General features: G+C 48.9%; 26 protein-coding genes. 17 read left to right on the top strand and 9 right to left on the bottom strand.

The annotated features are described in order from the left end of the window. A complete protein-coding gene (locus CAG64_RS15535) occupies positions 1–702 on the bottom strand; it encodes a lipoate--protein ligase family protein (protein WP_161448316.1) in 702 nt (233 codons plus the stop codon). 137 nt (positions 703–839) lie between these two features. Here CAG64_RS15535 and CAG64_RS15530 point away from each other — a divergent pair, with 137 nt between their 5' ends. Further along, the gene (locus CAG64_RS15530; RefSeq protein WP_161448314.1) at positions 840–2,156 is read left to right on the top strand and encodes an MFS transporter; all 1,317 of its coding nucleotides are present in this window, start codon (positions 840–842) and stop codon (positions 2,154–2,156) included. A gap of 52 nt (positions 2,157–2,208) precedes the next feature. Here CAG64_RS15530 and CAG64_RS15525 read toward each other — a convergent pair whose 3' ends face one another. Further along, on the bottom strand, positions 2,209–2,379 hold the full coding sequence (locus CAG64_RS15525; protein ID WP_021703448.1) for a hypothetical protein: 171 nt from the start codon (positions 2,377–2,379) through the stop codon (positions 2,209–2,211). A gap of 105 nt (positions 2,380–2,484) precedes the next feature. Here CAG64_RS15525 and CAG64_RS15520 point away from each other — a divergent pair, with 105 nt between their 5' ends. Further along, positions 2,485–3,273, top strand: a complete 789-nt coding sequence (locus CAG64_RS15520; RefSeq protein WP_021703447.1) for a helix-turn-helix domain-containing protein — start codon at positions 2,485–2,487, stop codon at positions 3,271–3,273. Between the two features lie 91 nt (positions 3,274–3,364). Here the strand turns inward: CAG64_RS15520 and CAG64_RS15515 are convergent, their stop codons facing one another. Continuing rightward, positions 3,365–4,513 (bottom strand): aminotransferase-like domain-containing protein, encoded by a 1,149-nt coding sequence (locus CAG64_RS15515; protein WP_161448312.1) that lies wholly within the window; start codon positions 4,511–4,513, stop codon positions 3,365–3,367. Positions 4,514–4,625: 112 nt separating this feature from the next. Between CAG64_RS15515 and CAG64_RS15510 the strand changes: the two genes are divergently transcribed. The 10 genes from CAG64_RS15510 (at position 4,626) to CAG64_RS15465 (ending at position 12,036) form a co-directional block, all read left to right on the top strand. Then, the gene (locus CAG64_RS15510; protein ID WP_161448310.1) at positions 4,626–5,495 is read left to right on the top strand and encodes an AraC family transcriptional regulator; all 870 of its coding nucleotides are present in this window, start codon (positions 4,626–4,628) and stop codon (positions 5,493–5,495) included. A gap of 82 nt (positions 5,496–5,577) precedes the next feature. Next, positions 5,578–6,171: a LysE family translocator gene (locus CAG64_RS15505; protein ID WP_161448308.1), complete on the top strand. Its 594-nt coding sequence runs from the start codon at positions 5,578–5,580 to the stop codon at positions 6,169–6,171. A 15-nt stretch (positions 6,172–6,186) separates the two neighbouring features. Next, positions 6,187–7,002, top strand: coding sequence for a helix-turn-helix domain-containing protein (locus tag CAG64_RS15500; RefSeq protein WP_161448306.1), 816 nt, complete (start codon positions 6,187–6,189; stop codon positions 7,000–7,002). A gap of 148 nt (positions 7,003–7,150) precedes the next feature. Next, positions 7,151–7,393, top strand: a complete 243-nt coding sequence (locus tag CAG64_RS15495; protein WP_021703442.1) for a YdcH family protein — start codon at positions 7,151–7,153, stop codon at positions 7,391–7,393. A gap of 66 nt (positions 7,394–7,459) precedes the next feature. Further along, a complete protein-coding gene (locus CAG64_RS23675) occupies positions 7,460–7,660 on the top strand; it encodes a DUF465 domain-containing protein (protein WP_161489333.1) in 201 nt (66 codons plus the stop codon). A gap of 195 nt (positions 7,661–7,855) precedes the next feature. After that, positions 7,856–8,260: an SPOR domain-containing protein gene (locus CAG64_RS15485; RefSeq protein WP_021703441.1), complete on the top strand. Its 405-nt coding sequence runs from the start codon at positions 7,856–7,858 to the stop codon at positions 8,258–8,260. Positions 8,261–8,471: 211 nt separating this feature from the next. After that, positions 8,472–8,678, top strand: a complete 207-nt coding sequence (locus tag CAG64_RS15480; RefSeq protein ID WP_021703440.1) for a DUF1656 domain-containing protein — start codon at positions 8,472–8,474, stop codon at positions 8,676–8,678. Between the two features lie 10 nt (positions 8,679–8,688). After that, on the top strand, positions 8,689–9,546 hold the full coding sequence (locus tag CAG64_RS15475; RefSeq protein WP_202600888.1) for an efflux RND transporter periplasmic adaptor subunit: 858 nt from the start codon (positions 8,689–8,691) through the stop codon (positions 9,544–9,546). Beyond that, positions 9,543–11,591, top strand: a complete 2,049-nt coding sequence (locus CAG64_RS15470) for an FUSC family protein (protein ID WP_161448304.1) — start codon at positions 9,543–9,545, stop codon at positions 11,589–11,591. The genes CAG64_RS15475 and CAG64_RS15470 overlap by 4 nt, the downstream gene beginning before the upstream one ends. Positions 11,592–11,676: 85 nt before the next feature. After that, on the top strand, positions 11,677–12,036 hold the full coding sequence (locus CAG64_RS15465; RefSeq protein WP_161448302.1) for a GFA family protein: 360 nt from the start codon (positions 11,677–11,679) through the stop codon (positions 12,034–12,036). 10 nt (positions 12,037–12,046) lie between these two features. Here CAG64_RS15465 and CAG64_RS15460 read toward each other — a convergent pair whose 3' ends face one another. Continuing rightward, positions 12,047–12,919 carry a LysR family transcriptional regulator gene (locus tag CAG64_RS15460; RefSeq protein ID WP_161448300.1) on the bottom strand — a complete coding sequence of 291 codons (873 nt, stop codon included), beginning with the start codon at positions 12,917–12,919 and terminating at the stop codon, positions 12,047–12,049. A gap of 144 nt (positions 12,920–13,063) precedes the next feature. Here CAG64_RS15460 and ampC point away from each other — a divergent pair, with 144 nt between their 5' ends. Further along, positions 13,064–14,221 carry a class C beta-lactamase gene (gene ampC, locus CAG64_RS15455; RefSeq protein ID WP_161454187.1) on the top strand — a complete coding sequence of 386 codons (1,158 nt, stop codon included), beginning with the start codon at positions 13,064–13,066 and terminating at the stop codon, positions 14,219–14,221. A 63-nt stretch (positions 14,222–14,284) separates the two neighbouring features. On the opposite strand, the gene CAG64_RS15450 is transcribed toward ampC, so the two are convergent. Together CAG64_RS15450 and CAG64_RS15445 are read right to left on the bottom strand one after the other, a co-directional pair. Then, positions 14,285–15,673 carry a sensor histidine kinase gene (locus tag CAG64_RS15450; RefSeq protein ID WP_161457952.1) on the bottom strand — a complete coding sequence of 463 codons (1,389 nt, stop codon included), beginning with the start codon at positions 15,671–15,673 and terminating at the stop codon, positions 14,285–14,287. After that, the gene (locus CAG64_RS15445) at positions 15,651–16,331 is read right to left on the bottom strand and encodes a response regulator (protein ID WP_161457953.1); all 681 of its coding nucleotides are present in this window, start codon (positions 16,329–16,331) and stop codon (positions 15,651–15,653) included. The genes CAG64_RS15450 and CAG64_RS15445 overlap by 23 nt, the downstream gene beginning before the upstream one ends. Before the next feature lie 169 nt (positions 16,332–16,500). On the opposite strand from CAG64_RS15445, the gene CAG64_RS15440 reads away from it, so the two are divergent. After that, positions 16,501–17,001, top strand: coding sequence for a GlcG/HbpS family heme-binding protein (locus CAG64_RS15440; RefSeq protein WP_161457954.1), 501 nt, complete (start codon positions 16,501–16,503; stop codon positions 16,999–17,001). A 221-nt stretch (positions 17,002–17,222) separates the two neighbouring features. After that, positions 17,223–17,621 carry a hypothetical protein gene (locus CAG64_RS15435; protein ID WP_161457955.1) on the top strand — a complete coding sequence of 133 codons (399 nt, stop codon included), beginning with the start codon at positions 17,223–17,225 and terminating at the stop codon, positions 17,619–17,621. A 203-nt stretch (positions 17,622–17,824) separates the two neighbouring features. On the opposite strand, the gene CAG64_RS15430 is transcribed toward CAG64_RS15435, so the two are convergent. Further along, positions 17,825–19,384, bottom strand: coding sequence for a methyl-accepting chemotaxis protein (locus tag CAG64_RS15430; protein WP_161457956.1), 1,560 nt, complete (start codon positions 19,382–19,384; stop codon positions 17,825–17,827). Positions 19,385–19,792: 408 nt separating this feature from the next. Beyond that, a complete protein-coding gene (locus CAG64_RS15425; RefSeq protein WP_161457957.1) occupies positions 19,793–20,698 on the bottom strand; it encodes a LysR family transcriptional regulator in 906 nt (301 codons plus the stop codon). A gap of 125 nt (positions 20,699–20,823) precedes the next feature. On the opposite strand from CAG64_RS15425, the gene CAG64_RS15420 reads away from it, so the two are divergent. Together CAG64_RS15420 and CAG64_RS15415 are read left to right on the top strand one after the other, a co-directional pair. Next, positions 20,824–22,203 (top strand): MFS transporter, encoded by a 1,380-nt coding sequence (locus CAG64_RS15420; protein WP_161457958.1) that lies wholly within the window; start codon positions 20,824–20,826, stop codon positions 22,201–22,203. Next, a complete protein-coding gene (locus CAG64_RS15415; protein WP_161457959.1) occupies positions 22,203–22,595 on the top strand; it encodes a DUF4440 domain-containing protein in 393 nt (130 codons plus the stop codon). Before CAG64_RS15420 ends, CAG64_RS15415 begins: the two co-directional genes overlap by 1 nt. Before the next feature lie 129 nt (positions 22,596–22,724). Here CAG64_RS15415 and copI read toward each other — a convergent pair whose 3' ends face one another. Beyond that, a complete protein-coding gene (copI, locus tag CAG64_RS15410; RefSeq protein ID WP_021703426.1) occupies positions 22,725–23,273 on the bottom strand; it encodes a copper-resistant cuproprotein CopI in 549 nt (182 codons plus the stop codon). Between the last annotated feature and the right edge of the window lie 2 nt (positions 23,274–23,275).

The following is a 23,275-nucleotide window of genomic DNA, read 5'->3' as shown; positions in this document are numbered from 1 at the left end:
CTAACGCTGGCTGAGAAAGGCATCAGTGATGCCTTGATAAAGGCTGTCCACACTCGGATGGTCTGAGAGGTGGTCGAACAGCGGCGTGTGGACATCCGCAAGAATGTCAGCGGTTTGGCCACTGAGTCGATTGCATACCCGTATCGGCTCAACGATTTGCGCCAGGTTTGCCTGCAACAGAATACAGGCCTGCGCCAAGACCACTTGTCCTCCGCCTTTCTTTAGCAGCACCCGCTGTGCCGTGCCGACCACTTTTTGCCCGGCGATATTCAGGTTGTAGTCACCGTCGCAGTAGGATCCCGGAGTGGCATGAATGTCGGTACGCACTCCGAATTGAGTAAAAAATCGCTTCAGAACGTCACACAAATGGAGATACGCGGCTTTTATGTCATAAGGCTGATTGTCCGGCCAGTGGTAGATGTGGGACAGATTAATAATGCCCGGAAGCTGTGGTACCGGCGCCCCTCCGGTTTTTCGTTCGACCAACTTCCAGCCAAGGCGGGCGATTGCGCTGTCTAATTCTGCGGTTCTTGGCCATTTTTTTCCGGCAGGAAGCACCACCGTTGGGCTTTTGGCTTGCCAAAGCAGTAGAACCTGAGAAAGCGCGCCGGATTGTACCTGGCTGAGCAGTTCACTTTCTTTGCGAAATGCGTCTTCAGCTTCAATGCTGAGATAACGTATGAGTTTGTTCTGAGTGGCCAAATCAAGCTCCTAAAGCGGGGAGAGACAACACCATGTTGACCTGAAAGCCAGAGATTCGCAACCATTTGATCTCTATACACAAGCTGTTAACTTAATGACGTCACCACAAGGCCAGATTCGATTTGCCGGAGAAGATCATGAATCAACAAACACTGGACAGTATCTACGAAAAAATCATTAACGATGAGGATGCCCGAGCCTGTAAAGCCATTCCAGATTCAGCGTGTCGTGAAGTGCCGGGCAACTTTATTAAGATGATTGTGGCCCAGTTTCTGACCAAAGTGGGTGATGCGTTGATCAATCCGAAAGTTACCTTACCCTGGATTCTGCAAAGCATCGGGGCGCCTGTGTATCTGATCGGTTGGCTGGTGCCGATTCGTGAATCGGGATCGCTGATCCCGCAACTGAGTATCGCTCACTATATTCGCCGTATACCAGTACGCAAATGGGTGTGGGTGGCAGGCAGCATCTTACAGGCGCTCTCCATTTTTGCGATTGGATTTATTGCTCTGACCATGACGGGCGTGGCCGCTGGTTACGCTGTGATCGCCGCATTGGTCGTATTTAGCCTGTCACGTGGTCTTAACTCGGTGGCCTCCAAAGACATTCTCGGTAAAACCATTCCCAAATCCCAACGCGGTCAGGTGAACGGCTGGTCATCCAGTTCAGCCGGTTTGGTGACCCTGATATTGGCCAGCTTGCTCGGGCTGTCCTGGTGGTGGCAAGTGGAACCAAGCGAACGCTTTTATGGGGTTAGTCTCGCTGCGGCTGGAGGCGTTTGGCTACTGGCCGCGGTGGTGTATGCAAGGATTAATGAATATGCCGGTGAAATTGACGGTGGAAAAAGCGGTATGCTCGAAGCGTTTAAACAACTGGCGTTGCTGAAAACCGATCCAACTTTCCGTCGTTTTGTCATTACGCGTACGCTGTTCCTGTGCTCTGCGCTCAGTGCCCCATACTATGTGGTGCTGGCACAGCAATCATTTGGCAATCAACTGTGGGTATTGGCGCTGTTTATGTTTGCCAGTGGATTGGCCTCTTTTGTGTCCGGACCGTTTTGGGGACGCCTGTCCGATCAGTCCAGCCGAAGTGTGATGATCATTGGCGCGACCATGAGCGCATTGATCGGTGTTGTGCTGTTTGTGTGTGAGCAATGGCTGAATGGTTCGTCTGCCCCGGTTTACTTGCTGCCAGTATTGTATTTTTGTGTCTGCATTGCGCACGACGGTGTGCGTGTTGGGCGCAAAACGTATCTGGTTGATATTGCTGAAGGCGACCGACGTACCAGCTATGTCGCAGTCAGCAACACGGTGATTGGTTTGATGCTAATGTTGATGAGTTCGATTGGTGCGCTGTCGCATGTGATCAGCTTGTCATCGCTCGTGCTGGTATTCTCAGTCGTCACTCTGCTCGGTGTGGTCATGGCGAAGCAACTGCCCGAAGTGAGTCACTGATTCGCCATGACACGACGATGCCGCTGATACGCACAAGTTACGCGGGGTTGGTCTAGAGTATCAGCCAGCCCAACACCAGCGCGACAAGACACATGACAAATAACGGCAGACGCCCCGGAGAGCGTTGACTGACCGATTTTACCGGTACTGGTTGGGGATCTTCCTGGAATGTTTTTTTATGCAGCTCTGGTATGTAATCTGAAGAGCGGTCTAAGTGATACATAGTGACCTCGTGTATGCGTGATTTAATGATTGCGTTGAGCTAAGAATCCTTAAATGACCTTTTTTGTGCAATTGAAAACCAAAAGGTATCCATATATGATTCCTTATGGTCAGTTTGAAGATACAAGAGGGCAAGGTGGAGCCGTTACACAGTGAGATTTGTCGCCAGCTTAAGCTGGAATTGAAACGCGCAGGCGTCTCGTATAAAGCGCTCAGTGAGCATCTTGGTGTGTCTGAAGTCAGTGTGAAGCGGCTGCTCAATCAACAGCAGCCGCTGTCCATTTCCAGAGTGTGTGATATTGCTGATTTAGTTGGGGTATCGGTATCGCAGATCATGGCCAGAGCGGAAGAGGCGGTGTCCGCGGTGCCGGTTTTTAGCGATGAACAGGACGCTGCACTCTATGAGCATCAGGAGCTGTATACCTTATTGGATCATATGATTTCAGACCGAGCCGATGCCGATTGGTTGATGAAAAAGTACGATTTGGATGAAGCGTCGATGTATTTGTATCTGCGCGACCTTGAAAAGCTGGGATTGATTAACCTCATCAGTGGGCTACGATTTCGTGTGGCTGTGCCGAGGCACATTGCATTTTCAGAGTCGCATCGTTTTCCGAGTTATTTTAAGAATCAGGTGCTGGAAGGGCTGAAAGAGCGCGTGCAATGTATTAAGCAGGACAACAAATCAGCCTATTTTATTACCTCTAAACTCAGGCTGACTGAAGAGGAGTTTCAGCAATATAACCTCGGGTTGGAGGCCATGATGATGGACGCGTTACAGTTATCGCAGTCGCGCGATGTCAACACTCCGGGAACGGATGAATACACGATTGCCGATCTTGGCGCGAAAGGGCGCTTTCACCCAGAGTTGAAGAAACCTCACCGCAGGCGGTAATTCGCGTCAACGCGAAACGATACTTCTCAGCACCATTGATATCTGAAAAAGCACCGGAATATCCCGGTGCTTTTGTTTCTCTGTCCTTTGCTTACAGAGCGTTGAGCACGTCCGCCAGACGACGAACAGCCTCGGCCAGCTCTTTGGGTTCGGCGTTGGTGAAGTTCAAACGCAATGCGGCCGGTGCACCTTCTGGTTGAGGGTAGAAAACAGGGCTTGGTACCACCGCGACACCGTTAGAAAGCAACGTTTTGGCAAGTGCAAAAGTGTCACATTGGGGAATAGACAGCCAGACAAACATGCCACCGTCGATAGATTTGAGTTCACAGGTATCAGGCAACAGAGCACTTAGGGTTTCATGCAGAACCTCGTAGCGTGACTTGTACAACTGACGAATGTTTTCCATGTGCAGATCGAAGTTGTCATGCTCCAGCAAGCCGAGCAGCAATGCCTGCATTGGAACGCTAGAGTGCAGATCCGCGCCTTGTTTTACTTTAATCAGTGGCGCCAGGTACTCTTTTTTACCGGAAACCGCACCGATGCGTAGCCCCGGCGAGGCTATTTTAGAAAAAGAGCGCAATACGATAGAGTGCTGAGGGCAGAAATCCGAGACCAGAGGTAACGCGTCACCCTGGAAACGGAGTTCACGATAAGGGGCATCTTCGATAAAGGCGACGTTATAGCGCTCACACAAATCGGCGACTTGTTGGCGCGTGTCCAGCGCCCAGCAAACACCGGTCGGGTTGTGAAAGTCCGGTACGGCGTAAAACATTTTAGGCTGACGGGTCTTAAACACTTCCTCTAATTGCGTTACATCCGGGCCGAATGTCGTTTGAGATACGGTAGCAATCTCAGCCTGAACCAGACCAAAAACCTGCATCGCACCAAGGTAGCTCGGTGCTTCCATGACAACCACATCACCGGGGTTGATGTAAGCACGTGCAATCAGATCCAGCCCTTGTTGAGAGCCGGTACATGCCATGACATCGTGGCTTTCCGGCAGTGCAAAACGTACTTTTAGGTGCTCGAGTAGCGGCCCATAACCTGCGGTTGCGCCATATTGGAAAACGTGCGCCATATTGGCCATGTTTTCAAGCGTCGGCTTCATTAACTCGATAGGAAATGTCTTCTCATCTGGCAAGCCGCCGGCCAGAGAAATAACGTTCTTATCACTGGCTGCGGCCAGAATTTCTCTGATGTACGACGATTGAATCTGTTGCAGAGAGTGAGCAATTTCCATGTTGTGTTCCTGTATTTATTCGAATTTTATGATAGTTCGATAGTACAAGTCGTTGCGTTGGTTTGTTTGTCCATTTATGCTCTTCAACATGTCTATTTATGCTATTTAGTCGATGAGTCAGCAACACATATCCCGAATCAATGACGTGCTTTACCACATTCACCGCGACATCAGTGGTGCGCTCTCTGCAAAAGAACTGGCCGATGTCGCGGCGTATTCTGAACAGCACTTTCACCGTATTTTTAAACAAGTGGTTGGTGAATCGATTCATCAGTATGTGCGAAGAACGCGCATGGAATATGCCGCGAATCAACTGATGTTTGATCCGCGGTCGTCGGTATTAGAGATCGCCAACAAGTGCGGCTTTAACTCTTTGTCTTCGTTCAGCAGGGCCTTCAAGGCCACTTTTGAGATGGCGCCTGGCCAATGGCGCCAGCATGATCTTCAGGTGTCGGACAAACCGTATCTGAAAGATCCTGAAGTGGCTGCTGGCTATCATCGTGTGTACGGAAAATCCTTACCATCGCCGAAAATCATTGAAACACCTGAGCGCATGACGGCGTATGTTCGCCATCAGGGTTACAATAGGTCTATTAGGAACAGCTGGCTGATTTTAAAAGCCTGGGCTAACGCCGAGCAGCGAGATTTCGCAACGCAGTTTGGTTTGCACCATTCCAATCCCGCTTGGATAGAACTAAACCAATGCCGTTATGTCGCGTGTATTGAGATTGATAAACCCATCAAACTTCGTGGAATCGTCAATCAGATGACCATTCCGGGCGGTTTGCATGCCGTGTTCCGCTTGCGTGGCGTTTATGGGGAGTTGCTGCCACAAATCAGCATGGTACTGGAAACTTGGTTACCTGGCTCTGGGTTCAAGCTCGGTGCGACGCCTGCGTATGTCCACTATCATCAGAATCACTTCCTGAACGACAACGAGCAGTTCGAACTCGATTTTTACTTGCCAATCAGCTTTTTTTAGCCCTCTGATCGCCGCCTGCAATATCGTTCAATACCCATTGGGCAGGGAGGATTACGCTTGTCAAAAAGTGAGGAGCGTAATCATGGACAATGTTTGGATTGCAATGGTGGTGTTTGCATTCGTAGGGGCGGTGACGCCGGGGCCGGTCAATCTCTTGGCAACCAGCACGGCAGTCACCCGCGGGCTATCAGCGGCGTTAATGCACGTAGCGGGCGCCTCCATCGCTTACGCCCTAGTGGTGTATTGTTCAGGCAGTGTGCTGCAAAGCGTATTGAGCAGCCTACCGAGCCTGGAGTTTGGGTTGCAGTGTGTCGGTAGTGTCTTTTTACTCTATCTGGCATACAAAATTTATACTGCGCCAGTGACAGCGGTTGGCGAAGCGGGCGCCGCTGTCTCCGGCTTCTGGACAGGGTCTATGACTCAATTTCTTAATCCCAAAGCCTGGTTGTACGCTGCCTCGGGTGTGAGTTTGTATGTGCTTGGGCAGACGCAGCAGGATGTGTGGCTCATCCATTTCACATTAGTGTCGTTAGTGGTGTGTCTGTTCGGCGTCGGTATTTGGGCCGTAATTGGAAGAATGTTGTCCGGATATCTTGAAAATCCGTTTCAACAACGTACTTTTAACAGAGGAATGGCTGTATTGCTCGGCTGTTCAATTGGTCTGATTTGGCTGTAAACACAAGGATGATTCATGAAAAAGGACCGGAGTGCCCATTTCAAGCTAAGTACGCAGTTGCCTTGGGTTGAGTTGCGGGTCGCTGACAACAGTTCGGCGTGTTACGAGGCTCATTCACACGATGAGTTTTCTTTCGGAATCATCGATCAGGGCGAGGCCCTGTATCTCAATCGCGGCAGGCGGCATACCATCGGAAAAGGTGACATTGTCACGATCAACCCTGCGGATGTACATGCGTGCAATCCGCATCAAGGGCTTTGGTCTTACCGGATGTTGTTTGTCGATACTCGCAAAATGGGGGAGTGCCAACAGGAGGTGTTGGATGATGTATCATTTGATTACCAGCCATTTCGCTACGATCTGGAGCGAAATCCGCACCTCAAACAAGACTTTCTCAACTTGTTTTCAGCCTTACATTCAGAGAGTGACCGGTTGACCGCAGAGAGCCAGTTGTTCCGGTTTATTGCGCGCAGCTTCCAGCTCAAAGATGTATCTCGGACACAGGCTCAGTTAGATCTACCGGGCTTACAAAGAGTGCGTGATAAATTGCTGGATGAACTCGATGCTGCGCATCAACTTAGTGAACTCGCTGAGGAGGCCAACATGAGCCGTTACCAACTGTTGAGGGCGTTTCAACACCACTTTGGTTTGTCACCGCATGCCTATCTGATGGATGAGAAAATCAAACGCTCTAAGGTGTTACTGAAACGAGGTCAAGACATCGCGGGCGTGGCGCTGTCTCTGGGGTTCTCTGATCAGGCGCACTTTCAACGCCAGTTTAAACGTAAAGTGGCGGTCACACCGAAATACTATCAGTCTCATTTCGTTTAACCTGACGCTGACGTCTCAATGTCTAAAATTGACGATTTTTTGTCCTGCTTTCATGCCTGAGTTGGCATCATATTCCGTGATCAAGTGCTACATTGATTGATGAGATAACCATCCCTTCCATTTATCTGAACGGTTAAAAGAGGTAGATATGTTAGGCGAAAATCACTCACTGACTCACGAATTTCCAGAACATCTGGATACCATCACTGAGCTTTGTAAACTTGACGAAAGCTTTGCTCAAAATGCCAAACACTATGATGCTCTGGATAAAGAGATACGGGTTCTTGAACTAAGAGGGGCTCCTATCGACGACAGGGCCATGAACCAGCTTAAAATGGAGCGCGCAGAGTTAAAAGATACGCTTCATCGTCATCTGGTCAACGGCAAATAGTGACGCAGGGTAGTATCTCTCATTGGCCGCCTGTCTAGGCGGCTTTTGACTTTCTGACAGTTATCCATCGGCGGGGGNATCACTGAGCTTTGTAAACTTGACGAAAGCTTTGCTCAAAATGCCAAACACTATGATGCTCTGGATAAAGAGATACGGGTTCTTGAACTAAGAGGGGCTCCTATCGACGACAGGGCCATGAACCAGCTTAAAATGGAGCGCGCAGAGTTAAAAGATACGCTTCATCGTCATCTGGTCAACGGCAAATAGTGACGCAGGGTAGTATCTCTCATTGGCCGCCTGTCTAGGCGGCTTTTGACTTTCTGACAGTTATCCATCGGCGGGTGTTGGTTATTCTGCTGGCTGAACGGGTAAGATTTCATCAACCTCGCCTGAGAGATTTATTGAACTCCGACCACTGGTCGCCTGTGTACTCCTAGAGATGCAATAACACAGGAGTATACAGTGCGTAAGATCTTAGCTTTAGCGGCAGCGTTCATGCTGGCAGGGTGTGTCAGTCCTCATTCAGTGGCGGACAACCGGGAGTGTGTCGGTGTGATGTCGTCTGAAGATGCGTATGGCTACCTTAATCCCAACCATTACACCATGCAGGTCCTGGCGCTGAGACAAGAGAAGGATGTCAAAGATTACATCCGCTATATAGACCCAAAACATCCGGTATGGGTAAACTGGAAAGCGAGCCGGGGCACACGCTGGTATACCGTTACGGTAGGCGATTTCGCAACCAAGCAAGAGGCATACAACGCGCTTTCATCGCTACCGGGCAAAGTGAAGCAGTCGCAGCCCTTTGTGATCAGTTTTGCTGAAATGAAACGTAAGCAACAGACGAACGTCGTCCGGATGCGTTGATCACCCGCTTAATCGATGTTTGCTGGTTAGGTGGATGCAGCATTCACCTGAATATCATACAAAGCCCTCAATTGAGGGCTTTGTTGTTATTTGGGCGATGAATGTGGTGCATCGTCTCTTATCATGCTCAGTAAGCTATAGTAATTAAAGACAAAATATTGAGTGCAGCTTGCAAACTTTGGCGTATGATAATTCTTTTAAGGAGGTATGAATGGGGTTTAACGAAGTCATTTTAGCCGATTCTATTTACCTTCCACCTTTCCTGAGAGTTGTGTTGCTTGGCCTGTTGATTTGGGCCGTGTTACATCAAATACTCCGACCTGTTCTGCACTCTGGCCATATCTGGCATCCGTCACTGGCTGACTTGTCACTTTTTATCATCAGCCTGGCTGCGAGTCTGAAAATTTTGATGTTGTGAGGGAATCCAATTGCAATTCATTAAACGTTACGGCTTAACCATAGTTTTAACGCTCATCGCGATTTTCATGGCACAGTGGATTTGGCATTACTACATGGCGGCGCCTTGGACGAGGGATGGGAAGATCAATGCCGACATCGTCAGTATCTCTTCCGACATCGCCGGCAAAGTTACGGAAGTCAGGGTAAAAGATAATCAGCTGGTAAAGCGGGGAGATATCTTGTTTGTTATCGATCCCCAGCCTTATCAGATTGCCCGGGAACAGGCGAAAGCCTCGTTGCAACGTGCGACAGCGGAACAAATCAAAGCGGAACACATTGCCAAGCGGCGCAGAAACATGCCATCGGGCACCATACCGGCTGAGAGTATTGATGATGCGATCAATGACGCGCTGGCGGCAAAAGCCGCTGTTGCAGAGGCGCAAAGTGCAGTAGACCATGCCACTTGGTCACTGGAAAGAAGTCAGGTTGTGGCTCCAACCGATGGCTACGTGACCAACCTTAAAGTGCGTCAGGGCCACTACACCCAAGTGGGAGAGTCACTGGTGGCGCTGGTCGACAGCGAATCGTTTTATGTCACCGGTTATTTTGAAGAGACCAAGCTTAGCCACATTCAGGTAAACGATAGAGCCAAAATCACGTTATACAGCAACGATGAAACCCTGACTGGTGTGGTGGAAAGTATCGGCCGGGCGATTGCTGACCAGAGTGTCGACAGCGCCAGTTCACTCATTCCGTCCGTTAAGACCAATGTTCCCTGGATTCGGCTGGCGCAGCGCGTGCCGGTTCGCATTAAACTGAATACGTTACCTGCACACGCCCTGTTGGTTGTCGGCACCAGTTGCACTGTGGTTGTCACTCCTCAATGAATAAGGCGTTAGCTACCGTGTTTCAAAAGCTGCCCTGGCGAAATACGCCTTGGGGGGCTGCCAGTCCGGATTTGTGGCGCAGTAGTCTGAGGATTGCAATCGGAATGTGTCTGGCATTGGCGGTCGCATTTTACTTTCAGTTGCAACAGCCTTACTGGTCGATGGCCACGGTGGCGGTGCTGCGTCAGTCCACAACAGGCAGCTTATTGACGCGTTCACTCGCGCGGATCGTCGCTACGGTCGTTGGTGGAGTGATGGCGATGATCATCGCGGGTTGGACCATGAATGAACCCTGGCTTTTGGTATTCTGTGCTGCGTCCTGGCTGGCGCTGGTGTCTTACGTGTCTTCGATTCAGGTCCGGGACAACGCCTACGGCATCGCTATCATGGGGTACACCAGCTCGTTAGTGCTGTTCAGCTCGATCAACAGTGTCGGGTTGGAATCTTTGTATTACACCACCAATTGGCGGATCAGCGAAGTGATCGTAGGCATTGTCTGCTCTGCGTTGATGCTGGCGATTATGCCAGATTCATCGAACGACAAACTCAAATTGCATCAGGCTTTAAGTGCAATGCGTTCGCAACTGCTGGATCACGCTATCGAGATGTGGCGTGAAAAGGAAAGCGACAAAGCGGTCTCCGTCTTGTTGGGGTTTGTCGGCAGAATCATGTCGGTCAATCTGCTTCGGGTACAGGCGCTGTGGGGAAATCTGGAGTCCCGGCGTAATAAAGCAGTACTGAATTATCTGATGCATTTATTGTTTCGGATGCACTCGCAGTTGACGGCGATGCGGCGCTTTTTTATTGATTGGGAAGAGAAACCAGAGAGCCTCAGAAGCCATGTCCGGGAGTATCTGGATTTACTTAAACAGCCTGAACCATGTCGTTACCAGGTGGCGCGCGTATTGGCGAAAATGTATCCGGACGCACGCAACGATCATCGTTACTATACGATCTGGGAACGCTTGCAACATTTTCAGCAATTGCAGTTCAGTTATCTGCGTTGGCTAAAGCATCTTAATGCACCGCAAGCCTCAAAGCTTCGCGCTGATCCTCCCAAAGGCACCCGAGTTGAAGACATTATTGAGCACAAACAGGCGGGTTATAACGCGCTGCGCACGTTTGCTGTGATTGTCGTATCTTGCGCGTTTGTTATCGGCACACAATGGGACAAAGGCAGCTCATTCATGTCGCTGGCAGCCATGATGTGCATTATGTTCTGTACCCGCCCGTACCCACATTTGGTGATTGCGCCAGCGATCAAGGCCATTCTGGTGCTGGCGGTGTTCTGCTTTTTCTTCAAGTTTCTCGTATTAGTGCACGTCTATGACTTGAGTGTGTTTCTAATGCTGCTGTTTCCTTTACTGGTGACGATGAAGCTGATCGAAGGGTTGGCCGAGCCAAAGAACAAGGCTTTTATGCTGTTTCTTATCGTGATGTTAGGTTCATTGCTGATGATTACCGATCCGCCAGTCTACGATGTTCAGTCGTACCTGAATTCGGTATTGGCGATGTCTCTTGGTCCGTGTCTGGCGCTGCTGTCATTTGCGCTCATCCAGCCTCACAAAGACAAAGAGTGGGGAGCTTCTGTCATTGACATTATTCGTCGTCAGTTTAGTGGTCAGTTGAGGGCAAGACCACGAATGAGTGAAGAGCATTTTGCGGCGTTTATTTACCAGCACGTCAACCTCGCGTTGCAACGTAAGGACATGACCGTCAGGAAGTGGGTTTTACGCTGGGGCGTTGTGATGATCAATGTTGATCATGTTTTGTGGTGTTTACGGCGTTGGCATTCTCGCGATCCTGTACTTCAGGAAGCCAAACGCCAGGTCATGGCGGAGGTGAGTAAGGTGATTATTCGCGACGCTTATGATCGCAAACAAATCGACGAGCTGGTGGCACGATTAAAGGCAATGACAGACGGGCTGGCCACACATCACAGCTCGGAATATCGAATGTTGGCCAGCATGGTCTGGCGTTTGCGATGTGCGTTATTGCCATTATCAACCGCGAATATGACGCCACAAGAGTTGGCTGATCATTAACTCAGTGCTCCCTTATTTCTGTTCCACAAGAGGGGCTGCGATAGTATTCGAAACCAATAACCAATAACCAATAATCAGGATGACTATGTATACAGGGAAATGCCATTGCGGCAACGTCACGTTGACCATTCCACGTTTAACCGAGACCACAACCAGTTGCAACTGCTCGATCTGCCACCGCTATGGCGCATTGTGGGGGTACCTGACTTGCAATGAGGTCCAGGTGGATATCGGGCAGTTTGGTCTGGGCAGTTACGAACATGGCGACAAATGCATTAGCTTTAAGCATTGTAATCAGTGCGGTTGTGTGACGCACTACACCGCAACGGAAGCGTGGGATAGTGATCGTCTGGCGGTGAACTATCGGATGTTTGACCCCAGAGAGGTGGCGAACATCGATATCCGCTATTTTGATGGCGCTGACAGCTGGACGTTTCAAGATTAATACCCGTTCACTATCCGCGATACTCCAGGAGCCACTGCTTGAATAGGGTTTGCGCTTTGGTCTCAGTTTGACTTTGGAGTTTTGTTAGCCAGTAGGAGCCGTTGTCGAGAAAGATATCGAAGGGTTGGATGAGCTTCTCTTCCATGAGTGTTCTTTCGAACATAACGGGAGGTGCTAATGCAATTCCGAATCCCTGAACTGCGGCTTCAATCATCGAAATGGATGAATCAAAGGTGATGCTGTTGAATCTGGACTTAGGTAGCGGTATATGGGCTTGTTGAAACCACAACGCCCACTCCTCAGGATTGTATGAACGCAGCAAGGTGTAGCCCAGAATGTCCTGCGGTTTCTCTAAGTGATGGCCGATCGTTTTGTTGCAAAGCACAGTTAAAGGGGCAGGAAACAAATGCTCTGCTTCGGTCGCATGCCATCTGCCTTTGCCATAACGAATAAAGAAGTCCAGCCCTTCGGACACGGGATCCGCCACGTTGTTGTTGGTCGAGATTCTGACATCGATATAGGGAAAACGTTCATTGAAGTCTTTGATTCTTGGGAGCAACCAGTTCAGAGCGAAGGTGCCCACCGCACCAACACTGACCACTTCTCGGTGAATTCCTTGTTCAAGCATTTCTAGCGTATCGGTCATACTGTCAAACGCATTTTTAACCACCGGCAATAACATCATTCCTTCATCGGTCAGCGCTAATCCCCGCGGAAGACGATAAAACAGCGCTCCCCCCAGTTGCTGTTCCAACATCTTAACCTGCTGACTGATCGCCGCCTGCGTGACACAGAGCTCGATAGCGGCTTTGGTGAAGTTCAAATGCTTAGCAGAGATAAGAAATGCCCTCAGGGCATTCAACGGTAGATGTGTGATGTTCATGATTAGATCTTAGTTAAACTTATGGCTGAGTTTAGTTTTAACACATTGTTCTCTGATACGTCTATCCTTACGATTGGTGTGTTTCTAGAGTGATATATATTAAAAATCAATAAGTAATAGTTATAAATGGAGAGGTTCACTTCAATGTGTGTGAGAAAACTAACCATCAATGCAATAGCTCTGGCTATGTTGTTTGCGCCTGCCGTTAACGCGGCTGGCGTGGGAGAAAAACTAAAAAGCGAGGTCGACAAACAGGCTCAAGCGTTGATGCAGAACTATCATATTCCGGGTATGGCGTTTGGTGTTGTCATTGAGGGGAAGGCGTATTTTTACAATTACGGTGTGGCTGACAAAGCGCAAAACCAGCCTGTGTCTGAAGCGACGATTTTTGAGTTGGGTTCGGTCAGCAAAACATTCGCAGCCACGCTGGCGAGCTACGCGCAGGTGAAGGGGCAACTGTCGTTAACGGATACGGCGGAGCAACACATGCCCGAACTGAAAGGCAGCACTATCGGTGCGCGAACCTTGCAAGAGTTAGGAACGTACCTCGCAGGCGGGTTACCGTTGCAGTTTCCAGATGCGGTGAAAAACAATCGGGATATGGTTCAGTACTATCGGAATTGGGGCGAAGTGTACCCAAGCAACACTAAAAGGCTCTATTCGAACCCCAGTATCGGTCTGTTTGGCTATATCGCCGCGTTAAGCCTGAAAGAGGACTACGCGTCCGTTATGGAAAAAAATGTGTTTCCAGCACTGAGTATGTCCAATACCTACATCAATGTGCCGGATAGTAAAATGAAAGAGTATGCATTTGGTTATAACGCGAACGGCGAAGCCGTGAGAGTGAATCCGGGTGTACTGGATGCAGAGGCGTATGGGGTCAAGTCTACCAGTTCGGACATGGTACAGTACATCAAAGCCAACCTGGGGTTGGCCGTGGTCGCACCTGATATGCAGCAGGCACTGGTCAATAACCGGATCGGCTTCTATCAGTCCCGTACTTTTACGCAAGGTTTAGCGTGGGAGATGTACCCGTACCCCAGCCAACTCAATGCCCTTTTGGAAGGAAACTCGACGGATGTGGTCATTAAGCCTCAACCAATTCAGATCAACATGCCGCCGACACCACCGACGAACGAGGTATGGGTCAACAAAACAGGCTCGACCGGTGGATTTGGTGCCTACGTGGTCTACATTCCAAGCCAAGAAGCGGGTATCGTGATTCTTGCCAATAAAAACTACCCAAATCAGGAACGAGTGAAAGCGGCATTCCATATTCTGCAGGCAGGATTAGAGCAGTAAGCGCAACCAGGGTCGATAACGTTTGAACACTCATGTCCGCGGTTGGAGAGCATGAGTGTTTGTTTATTGAGCCAATAGGATGGTGAACACGGAACCCTGATTAATCTGCGACGCCAACTTCAACTGACCACCTAAATTCTCGGTCATCGCTCTGGCGAGAGAAAGTCCGAGGCCATAACCCTCAACATTACTGCGGCTTGCATCCACACGATACAGACGCTCAAAGATCAGATCTTGATATTGGGGGGCGATACCGATTCCGGTGTCCGTGACCTGAATCTTTATCTGGTTATCGTCGGTTCGTTGGGCGCTGAGCGTAACCTGACCGCCAGGTTGTGTGTACTTGACGGCATTATCAACCAGGTTCACCAGCACTTGAGTCAGTTTGTCCGGATCAGACTGTACTACCAGTGCTTCGTCGGCGGTAACGCGCAATTCGATCTGCTTTTCGTCAGCCACATCTTCATACCAGCTGGCTACAGTATGCATGACCTGATGGAGGTCGGTGGCCTCGTATTGTGCTTGCTGCTTCCCAGTGAGTTCGTCATTCAGTTTCATCAATGCAGTCAGCATGTTACTCGCTTGCATGGCGTATTCGGCGCAGTCAGCCAGGGCATGTTGGGTTTTGTCTGCATTGTTCTCATCCGTTAACGCCGATTGGGCGCAAAGTGTGATCCTTGATAGTGGCGTGCGGATATCGTGAGCAATGGCGTCCACCGTGGTGTTCAGGGTCGTCGTGACATGATGAAGTTGCGTAATCGCATCATGAACGCTGGCGCTGATTACACTCAGGCCTTGCAGGTCAGCACGTGGTGGGTCGGCGATGTCCAGATTGCCTTGACGTAATTTGTGTAACATATCGCCCAACGTCACTAGTGGTGACATCGCGCGATGGATGATGCGTCGGGTGAACAGGGTGGTGATGCCAATCAGGACAAGCATTGCGTAGAAGGTCATCAACCACTGTTTGTAGGCGATGGTGTAGCGCGCTTTGTTATCCAGAATCAGCCAAAAATCTTGGGTTTCACCGGTTATTTTCAATGACATGAACGGGCTGAATACGAAGGCGTTGAACCAGGATTGGTGGTCTGCGGTGTCGGTCGCCAGATCAATACGTCTTGGTATATTTCCATCACCTGCAATAAATCGGGGCACACTCAGGTCTCCTGTCGGTACAGCAAAGGCGGCAATGTTGTTTTCAATCAGGCGGTGTGGGTTCGCGGTTAAAACATGCACCAGACGCTCGGCGGAATCGTAGGTGAGAATACGTTGATACTCGGTCGCCATGGAGCTAAGAATTTTTCTCTCCGTACGGTACAAGTCAAAAAAGAACAAGGTACCGACGATCAGTTCAACCAATAGCAAACAGAGCAATAACAACGACATAAATCGCAGCAGTAGAGTGCGCCGCGCTTTAATCAGCGCTTGCTCAATGTTGTGATTTGAGGACATAGCCGACTCCCCGCAGTGTATGAATCATCGGGTGCTCAAAACCTTTGTCCACTTTCCCTCTTAGACGACACACCAGTACATCGACCACATTGGTTTGTGGGTCAAACTGGTGGCCCCAAACGTATTCCAGAATAGCCGTTTTGGTGATGACTGTTTCCGGGTGTTCCATCAGTAGCTTAATCAGCATGAATTCACGCTGATTAAGGTGCACGGGGATGTCGTTACGTTTGAGCGAGTGTCTGAGCAAATCAAGAGATAGTTCGCCATAGCTCAGTTCATGCGGATTGGTTTGTTGCTGCTTGCCTCGGCGTGTCAGTGATTGGCAGCGTGCCATGAGCTCAGGAAAGGCGAATGGTTTGACCAGATAATCATCCGCACCGGATTGCAGACCTTTAACACGCTCTTCCACGGAATGCTTGGCGCTGAGAATGATCACCGGTGTGGTGTGGCCTTCTCCGCGAAGTTGGGCCAGGACTTCAAAACCATCTTTTTGTGGCAGCATAATATCCAACACAATGACATCGAAGGATTCACTCACGGCCTGATACAGGCCATCGACGCCGTTGTTGACGTGTGTGATGGCGCAGCCTTCCTGTTGAAAACCATTGGTTAGAAAGTGTGCGATGTGTGCATCATCTTCAATTAATAATATTTTCATGGTTTTCCCGTCATTCTCTGCCACCAACTCAACTCACTTCACACTTTACCAACAACCGGGTTTGAATATAACCAACATTACATCTTCGTAATGTTGGGGAAAGTCTGCGGTAATAGACGATTCGTTAGCATGTTACTGCTGAATAAGACAACCTATGACAGGAGTGAACATGAAAAACATCAAATTAACGTTACTGACGGCTTCTATGAGTTTTCTGGCTTTGTCCGGCAACGCGTTGGCTGCCAACCAACCTCATACCGTGTCCGTCACACAAATTTCATCTAAGAGTGCATTCTTGCTGGCTCAGGATGCGGTCAACCAGTGTGAAGCGAAAGGGTACAAAGTTTCTGCCACGGTAGTCGATGTGTCGGGTCAGGTATTGGCGCAGCTTCGTTCTGATGGTGCCGGTATACACACGCTGGATAGCTCGCGTAAGAAGGCGTTTACCGTTGCCAGTATGAAACAACCGTCAGGTAATCTGATGAAGCTGGTTGCTGAAAAGCCAATTATGCAGCCACTGCAAAATATGGATGACAATCTGCTGTTTCTGGCAGGGGGCGTTCCGTTGCAACTCAATGAGACGTTCATTGGTGCTATTGGTGTAGGTGGCGCTCCGGGCGGCCATCTGGATGTTGAATGTGCAGAAGCGGCAATTAAGAAAGTCTTCTGATTACCGCTCATCGTTTACTAGTCGTTTTAATGCCTGCCCTGATAAACCGAATCGTTTTTCAGGGTTTTCTGTTTGATAAGTCAAGGAGTTACATGCTTATGGGTGTTGTTTCGTATGTCGAGGTGTGACACTATCTGAGCGTAAGTGGTGATATGGACTAAGCGGTACGCCAGCACTGAATAAACAAGAAAGAATCCGTTGTTGCGTGAAGAGGAGAGAGTGTGAGCGTTAAAGTGTTTTATCAGCATCGGGTTGATGGCCCCGAACTCGTGAATCATGACAAAGTTGTTTCGACCTATCATGAAGCCTGCGACGTCATTGACAACTATCCCTGGGCAGAAGAAATGGAATGGTTTGACAAAGTAGGAGAGGGTGGCGGTTTTTTCTTTGTCTTTGGTGATGAGGAGGACAAATACGCTACGTTCCAGTTTACGCCAATCGATGTTGATAAGGGGATTCTTGACTTAGACGTTGTCATAAAGTCGAGCTTTTGGAATCTATTTGGTCGCAATGCGGTCTCCAAAAACTTTGATGTTATGTCGATACCCGAAGCCAAACAACAGCTCAAAGAGCTATTTGATTACTCCATTGAGTCCCTGTATAGAAAATACAAGAAATAACCATATCGGCTCAGTGACAAGGGAGCGCAGAGCATGGAAACAAAGCGGCTCTATCCGGAGCATTAGATAACACGGTCATTTATGCGAAAACGGCGTGTGATGTGTTGAGCGATAGCACATGTTTTTCATGATAAAAGAGCCAGCAACGTTGCGTTGCTGGCTCTTCAATCGGCAAGCGGATTTAGATTTGGACAACGTCCTTGCTAGATTTTGAATGCCCCAACATGACGGTCGAGTGTTCTAGACAGCTCAGCGAGGCGTTGGCTGGACTCTTCCAGCTGTTCACTGGCGCTTAACGAGCCTTTCACCGAGTGGCTGACGGTATCCATGTTCATATTGATCTCATTGGCCACGGTGGATTGTTGTTCAGTTGCTGTTGCGACCTGCGTGTTGATGTCCAGAATGGTCATCACTTGAGTTGAGATCTCTTCCAGCGCTTGTCTGGCCAATTCTGTTTCGGTAGTGCCTTCCTCAATCAACGATTTACTGTTGCCCATTGAATTCACTGCACTTTGCGCTTCGCTCTGCAGTTGGTTGATCATGGTGTTAATTTCGTCTGTCGATTGTGCCGTTTTTGTCGCGAGATTACGGACTTCGTCTGCAACCACCGCAAAACCACGCCCGGCATCACCAGCACGTGCCGCTTCAATTGCAGCATTCAGCGCAAGCAAGTTCGTTTGTTCAGAGATCCCCCGAATCACTTCAAGGATGGTCCCGATCGACTGTGTGTTGTCTGCAAGACTGGCAATGATGTTTGACGTACTGTTCATTTCGGTTTCAAGGTTGGTCATTGCTGTCGTTGTTCTTTCCAACGTCTTGTAACCTGCTTGCGTCTCATTGGTCGCGGTGCCAGCAGCATTTGCTGCACCGGCCGCATTTGAGGCAATTTCATTGACGGTGGCGATCATTTCATTCATGGACGTCACCACCAGCATCGTCTGTTCGTTCTGCTCTTGTCCTCTTGCCAAGGCTTGCTGTGATTGCTCGCGCAGTGCGATGGCCGAGCTGTTCAATTCGACACAGGTATTGACAACTTGCGTGATGATCTCGTGAACTTTACCGACAAACACGTTAAATGCCGCAGATATTTGCGCGACTTCGTCGTTGCCTTTGGTTGGTAGCCGGACGGTTAAATCACCATCTCCCTGAGAAATCTCGTGCAATGCATTCTTTAGTACCGAAAGAGGGCGCATTAATTTGCCCAACAGAAGTGAAAGCACAATGACGCAGAGTACAAAGATCGCAACCATGGAGGTCAGTTGATAAGTAATAATTCCGTTGGTCGCCTGGCTGACTTCAGTGATCGGAATACCGATATCAAACGTTCCGTATAACTGGCCGTTGACGTAGATAGGGGCCATGATGTCAAACACCCATACCTGTTGTACGTCAGCGTACCATTTTGAATACTGTTGCACGCCTTTGGTCGCACCAGCAACGGTATAATCGTCGTCATAAACTTTGTTGAGTTTTTGCTTATCACTGTGTGCAACGGCGGCCACCTTTTTATCGATGACAATGGCATAGCTCACGTCAGAGCGCTGCTTTAATCCGTCAACCAATGTTTGAAGATCTTGAATCGGATTGTCTGAGTTTTCCAGAATGTAGCTGGCATTCTTTGCCAGAAACTCAGCTTGAACCTGGGATTTGTTAAGGATGATCTCGTCGATTTTCTGACTCGAAATGAGATAAGTTGATGCCATACTGGCCACGACAGCAATGCCGAACATGGCGCAGACGGCTAATAGGATTATTCTTTTCATTCTGATTGTCTCAACGCAATTTTATTTTGATGTCTAAAGCCAGGACTCTGTTAAGCCTATGACGCTTAGAGATGAAACCACTGTTGTAAAAAGTGTCCCGCGAAATTAGACGTGACGTATCGATACTGTATCTGCACAAATGCCAATAACTTTAGAGTAAAAAAGCAGACTAAATCGAATGATCGTGTCGCTAATTGGAGCCATCATCGGATTAATTGAACTTTGCCCGGTAACAACAAAGCGGCTATTAATCAGCTGTGTCCCCGAAAACTGAACAACAACGGTTGGGTCGATGTGAGTTAACTAATAAAACGACTTACTACCGGTGTTTGTTAACCGTTCGTTGATTTGTTGTGCGAGGAGGTCGGCATTTTCGTTGAATGGCAAACAGACGTTTGTTGAGTCCGATCAGTGAGACTTCTCCACCTGGCTCTGCAAGAAATCGATAAATGTCCGTACTTTTTCAGGCACATGGCGAGTATTGGGATAAAGCGCGTAGATACCTTGTTTGGGAAAGCGATAACTAGGCAACAAATGGATTAACGAGCCATTGGTAATGTCTTCTTGCACCAGCCAAGCGGGCAGTAGAGCAACGCCTGCGCCATTGCGAGCAAATTCGAGTAGTGAAGCGGCGCTGTCAGCCATAATCTTGGAAGGCGTATCTGCTCTGAATTGCACGTTATCACCTGCAGGTGTTGTGACGTCCCAGCTCAACGGTGTGGAGAGACGGCTATGTGCAAGCCAGTGTGCACTTTGTAATTGCTTCAGGTCGGCGATGCCGTGGTCATGATATGTTGTTAGGTACTCTTTTGAAGCGACGGGTAAAATATCGAACTGATCAATCAGCTTTGCGCGATGCGTGGAATCCGTCAATTGACCAAGGCGTATCGCGACATCGAAACGTCCAGTGATCAAGTCATCATTGTGTGATGACGAAACGTGTTGGATGCGCAGTTGAGGGTGTAACACTGAGAAGGTTGATAGTACTGGCACTACAATTCGGGATCCATATTCAGGCGTTGTGGTAATGCGTAAGATACCCTTCAGACCTGCATGATCGCTGCGGACATCATCCAAAAGCTGTTCCGCATCTTGTAACAGTTGTTGACAGCGCCAATAAAAATGTTCACCTGCATCGGTGACCGCCACCTTTCGTGTACTGCGTGTAAGTACGGAAACCCCTAATTCCTGCTCAAGCTGCTTGATATTAAAGCTTACGACAGCTTTAGTCAGTCCCAGTGTATTTGCCGCGCCAGTAAAACTTCCGGTTTCCACGACTGCCACAAATATTTCCAAACGTTGCATATTGAGCATGCTTCCACCTAATTCTCTTGGATTATTGTCAAAATATTTTTGACAGTGTAACTGCAATACGTGGATTTATCTTTATTTTCCTGAATTTATACTACACCCATTATGTTGTTTTCCTTGAGAAATATATGAGTTATCGGGTGCGTGTCGCCAGCGTTTATCTGCTGGGTTTTTTCATCGATTTGCTTAACATGTTTATCGCCAATGTTGCTTACCCGGATATTGGCAGGCAGTTGAATGCATCAGTGAGTCAGCTGGCGTGGGTGAGTAATGGGTACATTCTGGGGTTAACGTTAGTTATTCCTTTGAGTCGTTGGTTGGCAAAACGAATGGGATCCAAACGCCTGTTTATCCTCTCATTGATTATCTTCATTATCGGTACTTTGGGAGTAATAGGTGCCGCCCGAATTGAACAACTTATTCTTTGGCGTGTAGTTCAAGGTCTGGGGGGAGGGTTGTTGATCCCAGTTGGTCAGGCAATGACCTATGTACTTTATCGCAACCATGAGCGGGCAAAGCTCTCTTCTGCCGTGATGCTGGTTGCTTTGCTGGCGCCAGCGCTCGCTCCGGCCATTGGTGGTGTGCTGGTAGACAATGTTAGTTGGCGTTGGGTATTTGGAGCCAGCTTGCCTCTGGCAGTTTTTTCATTGCTTCTTGCCTTGGCCTGGTTGAAGCGTGATGTACTCACTACTGATATCGAACCGCTGGATGTGAGGGGCTTTATTTCAGGCAGTGCGGCATTAACTCTGATATTGCTGGGCCTGACGTATATGGGTGAAGGCGAACGTTTGAATTTGGGCACAACGTTAATGGCCTTCGGTATATTGCTGATGGTCTGGTATGTAATCGCCTCGTTACGTAAACGACAGCCGTTGCTGAATCTACGCCTAATTAAGGACCCGATGTTGCATACCGCGATGCTGATCTATCAACTCGTTCCGGGAATTTTCACTGGCGTCAGCCTGATTGCGATGTTGTATTTGCAAGATCTACTGGGGATTCATGCCACTTTAGTGGGAGCGATGATGTTTCCATGGGCACTCGCCGCATTTGCTGCGATCTCTCTGACGGGCAAACACTTTAATGAAGTTGGACCGCGTCCGTTGTTTATCGTTGGTAGCCTGTTACAGGGTTGGGGCATTGGATTATTAATGTTGGTCGGCAGCGCCGACGACGTTGTTTTTGCGTTCATCTCTTATGCGTTGATGGGATTCGGAGGAAGTCTGTGCAGTAGTGCGGCGCAAAGCCTGGCGTTTATTCAAGTGCATGATGGCGATCTGGCAGATGCTAGTGCACTGTGGAACATCAACCGTCAGCTCAGTTTCTGTTTTGGGGTCACGTTAATTAGCTTGCTGCTGAGTGTGTTACTCAATACGCAAGGAATTCGCCAGCTCCAGGCATATCAACTGTGCTTTGCTCTGGCGGCCGTTAGTGCCTTCATTCCTGTGTTACTCAGCCTACGAATAATGAATTCCGGTGTGATACCTATATTAAATAAGGAGAAATGATGAACCGTTATTTTCAAGAAATCTTAGATGCACACGATTTGATTTGCTGTTGGCTTAGCGACGTCAGGAGTCCTACACAAGTGTGTGAAGAGTTGTTAGCACGTTTCAGCCCGGCCTATTCAATGGTAACACCTGACGGTGCCCAGCTTAATTACACGTCTCTAACTTCGTTTTTTCAGGCGCAATGTGGAGCGAAACCGGGGCTGAAGATTGAAATAGATAATATGCGTTTGATTACGGAGAGTGAAGTAGGGGCTTGCGTGACGTACCAAGAACGACAACAACTGCCAGGGCAACGTTCCACGCTGCGTTTTTCCACTGTTGTGTTTGAGTTGGGGAAAGGTGATCAGGTGATATGGCGTCATCTGCATGAGACGGCACAGCCTTTATAGAATTCTAATTGGTGTCCGCGAACCCTGATCTCCAGTTTCTGACATCCATAATCACCCTAAATGTGTCGAGAGTTGTCTCGTGACTGACGGCTTATTTTAAATAAAGCCCCGTAAGCGGGGCTTTGTCAGTTATTTCAGAACCACATCCTTAACCATGCCGGCTTCGGCGTGCCCTGGAATATTGCAGGCAAACTCGACGTTGTTATCGCCGTGGAAGTGCCAGGTGAGTTGTTTGGCTTTGCCTGGCTGCACGGTGACCGTGCTACCTGAATCGTGAGCGTGCCCTGTGGTCATCTGACGCATCATTTCGCGATGTTTCAACTGCTCTGCGTTCGAGCCGATGGAAAACTCGTGATCGATTTTGCCAGTGTTCATTACCACGAACTGCACCACATCGTTAGGCTGGATCTGTATATCTTCTTTAAAGGTGATTTTCATGTCGTCCGTTAAGATCACGTGAATCACTTTATCCGGCTTGGCGCCAGCGGCAGGCATGCCCACATCCGACATGCCTTCCATGTTCATCATTTGTGAGTGGTCCATTTTATTGTTATCCATCATTGATTCGTGCATGGTGCCGCTGTCCATCATGCTGTCATGGTTCATCTGCATATGCTCGTCAGCCATAACACCGCTTGCGGCCATGATCAGAGAGAGAGTCAGTAGTGTTTTTTTCATTG

The organism is Vibrio sp. V38_P2S17PM301 (assembly GCF_009904845.1).
In the GTDB taxonomy this organism is placed as follows: domain Bacteria; phylum Pseudomonadota; class Gammaproteobacteria; order Enterobacterales; family Vibrionaceae; genus Vibrio; species Vibrio proteolyticus.
The sequence above is the reverse complement of the archived record's forward strand: the minus strand, read 5'-3'. Positions and strand labels throughout refer to the sequence as shown.

What these genes read in the sequence shown, in the direction of transcription:
- CAG64_RS15530 (WP_161448314.1), top strand. Translation starts at nt 840, where the DNA reads ATGAATCAACAAACACTGGACAGTATCTACGAAAAAATCATTAACGAT.
- CAG64_RS15525 (WP_021703448.1), bottom strand. Translation starts at nt 2,379, where the DNA reads ATGTATCACTTAGACCGCTCTTCAGATTACATACCAGAGCTGCATAAA.
- CAG64_RS15520 (WP_021703447.1), top strand. Translation starts at nt 2,485, where the DNA reads ATGGTCAGTTTGAAGATACAAGAGGGCAAGGTGGAGCCGTTACACAGT.
- CAG64_RS15515 (WP_161448312.1), bottom strand. Translation starts at nt 4,513, where the DNA reads ATGGAAATTGCTCACTCTCTGCAACAGATTCAATCGTCGTACATCAGA.
- CAG64_RS15510 (WP_161448310.1), top strand. Translation starts at nt 4,626, where the DNA reads ATGAGTCAGCAACACATATCCCGAATCAATGACGTGCTTTACCACATT.
- CAG64_RS15505 (WP_161448308.1), top strand. Translation starts at nt 5,578, where the DNA reads ATGGACAATGTTTGGATTGCAATGGTGGTGTTTGCATTCGTAGGGGCG.
- CAG64_RS15500 (WP_161448306.1), top strand. Translation starts at nt 6,187, where the DNA reads ATGAAAAAGGACCGGAGTGCCCATTTCAAGCTAAGTACGCAGTTGCCT.
- CAG64_RS15495 (WP_021703442.1), top strand. Translation starts at nt 7,151, where the DNA reads ATGTTAGGCGAAAATCACTCACTGACTCACGAATTTCCAGAACATCTG.
- CAG64_RS15480 (WP_021703440.1), top strand. Translation starts at nt 8,472, where the DNA reads ATGGGGTTTAACGAAGTCATTTTAGCCGATTCTATTTACCTTCCACCT.
- CAG64_RS15470 (WP_161448304.1), top strand. Translation starts at nt 9,543, where the DNA reads ATGAATAAGGCGTTAGCTACCGTGTTTCAAAAGCTGCCCTGGCGAAAT.
- CAG64_RS15465 (WP_161448302.1), top strand. Translation starts at nt 11,677, where the DNA reads ATGTATACAGGGAAATGCCATTGCGGCAACGTCACGTTGACCATTCCA.
- CAG64_RS15460 (WP_161448300.1), bottom strand. Translation starts at nt 12,919, where the DNA reads ATGAACATCACACATCTACCGTTGAATGCCCTGAGGGCATTTCTTATC.
- ampC (WP_161454187.1), top strand. Translation starts at nt 13,064, where the DNA reads ATGTGTGTGAGAAAACTAACCATCAATGCAATAGCTCTGGCTATGTTG.
- CAG64_RS15450 (WP_161457952.1), bottom strand. Translation starts at nt 15,673, where the DNA reads ATGTCCTCAAATCACAACATTGAGCAAGCGCTGATTAAAGCGCGGCGC.
- CAG64_RS15445 (WP_161457953.1), bottom strand. Translation starts at nt 16,331, where the DNA reads ATGAAAATATTATTAATTGAAGATGATGCACACATCGCACACTTTCTA.
- CAG64_RS15440 (WP_161457954.1), top strand. Translation starts at nt 16,501, where the DNA reads ATGAAAAACATCAAATTAACGTTACTGACGGCTTCTATGAGTTTTCTG.
- CAG64_RS15430 (WP_161457956.1), bottom strand. Translation starts at nt 19,384, where the DNA reads ATGAAAAGAATAATCCTATTAGCCGTCTGCGCCATGTTCGGCATTGCT.
- CAG64_RS15425 (WP_161457957.1), bottom strand. Translation starts at nt 20,698, where the DNA reads ATGCTCAATATGCAACGTTTGGAAATATTTGTGGCAGTCGTGGAAACC.
- CAG64_RS15420 (WP_161457958.1), top strand. Translation starts at nt 20,824, where the DNA reads ATGAGTTATCGGGTGCGTGTCGCCAGCGTTTATCTGCTGGGTTTTTTC.
- CAG64_RS15415 (WP_161457959.1), top strand. Translation starts at nt 22,203, where the DNA reads ATGAACCGTTATTTTCAAGAAATCTTAGATGCACACGATTTGATTTGC.
- copI (WP_021703426.1), bottom strand. Translation starts at nt 23,273, where the DNA reads ATGAAAAAAACACTACTGACTCTCTCTCTGATCATGGCCGCAAGCGGT.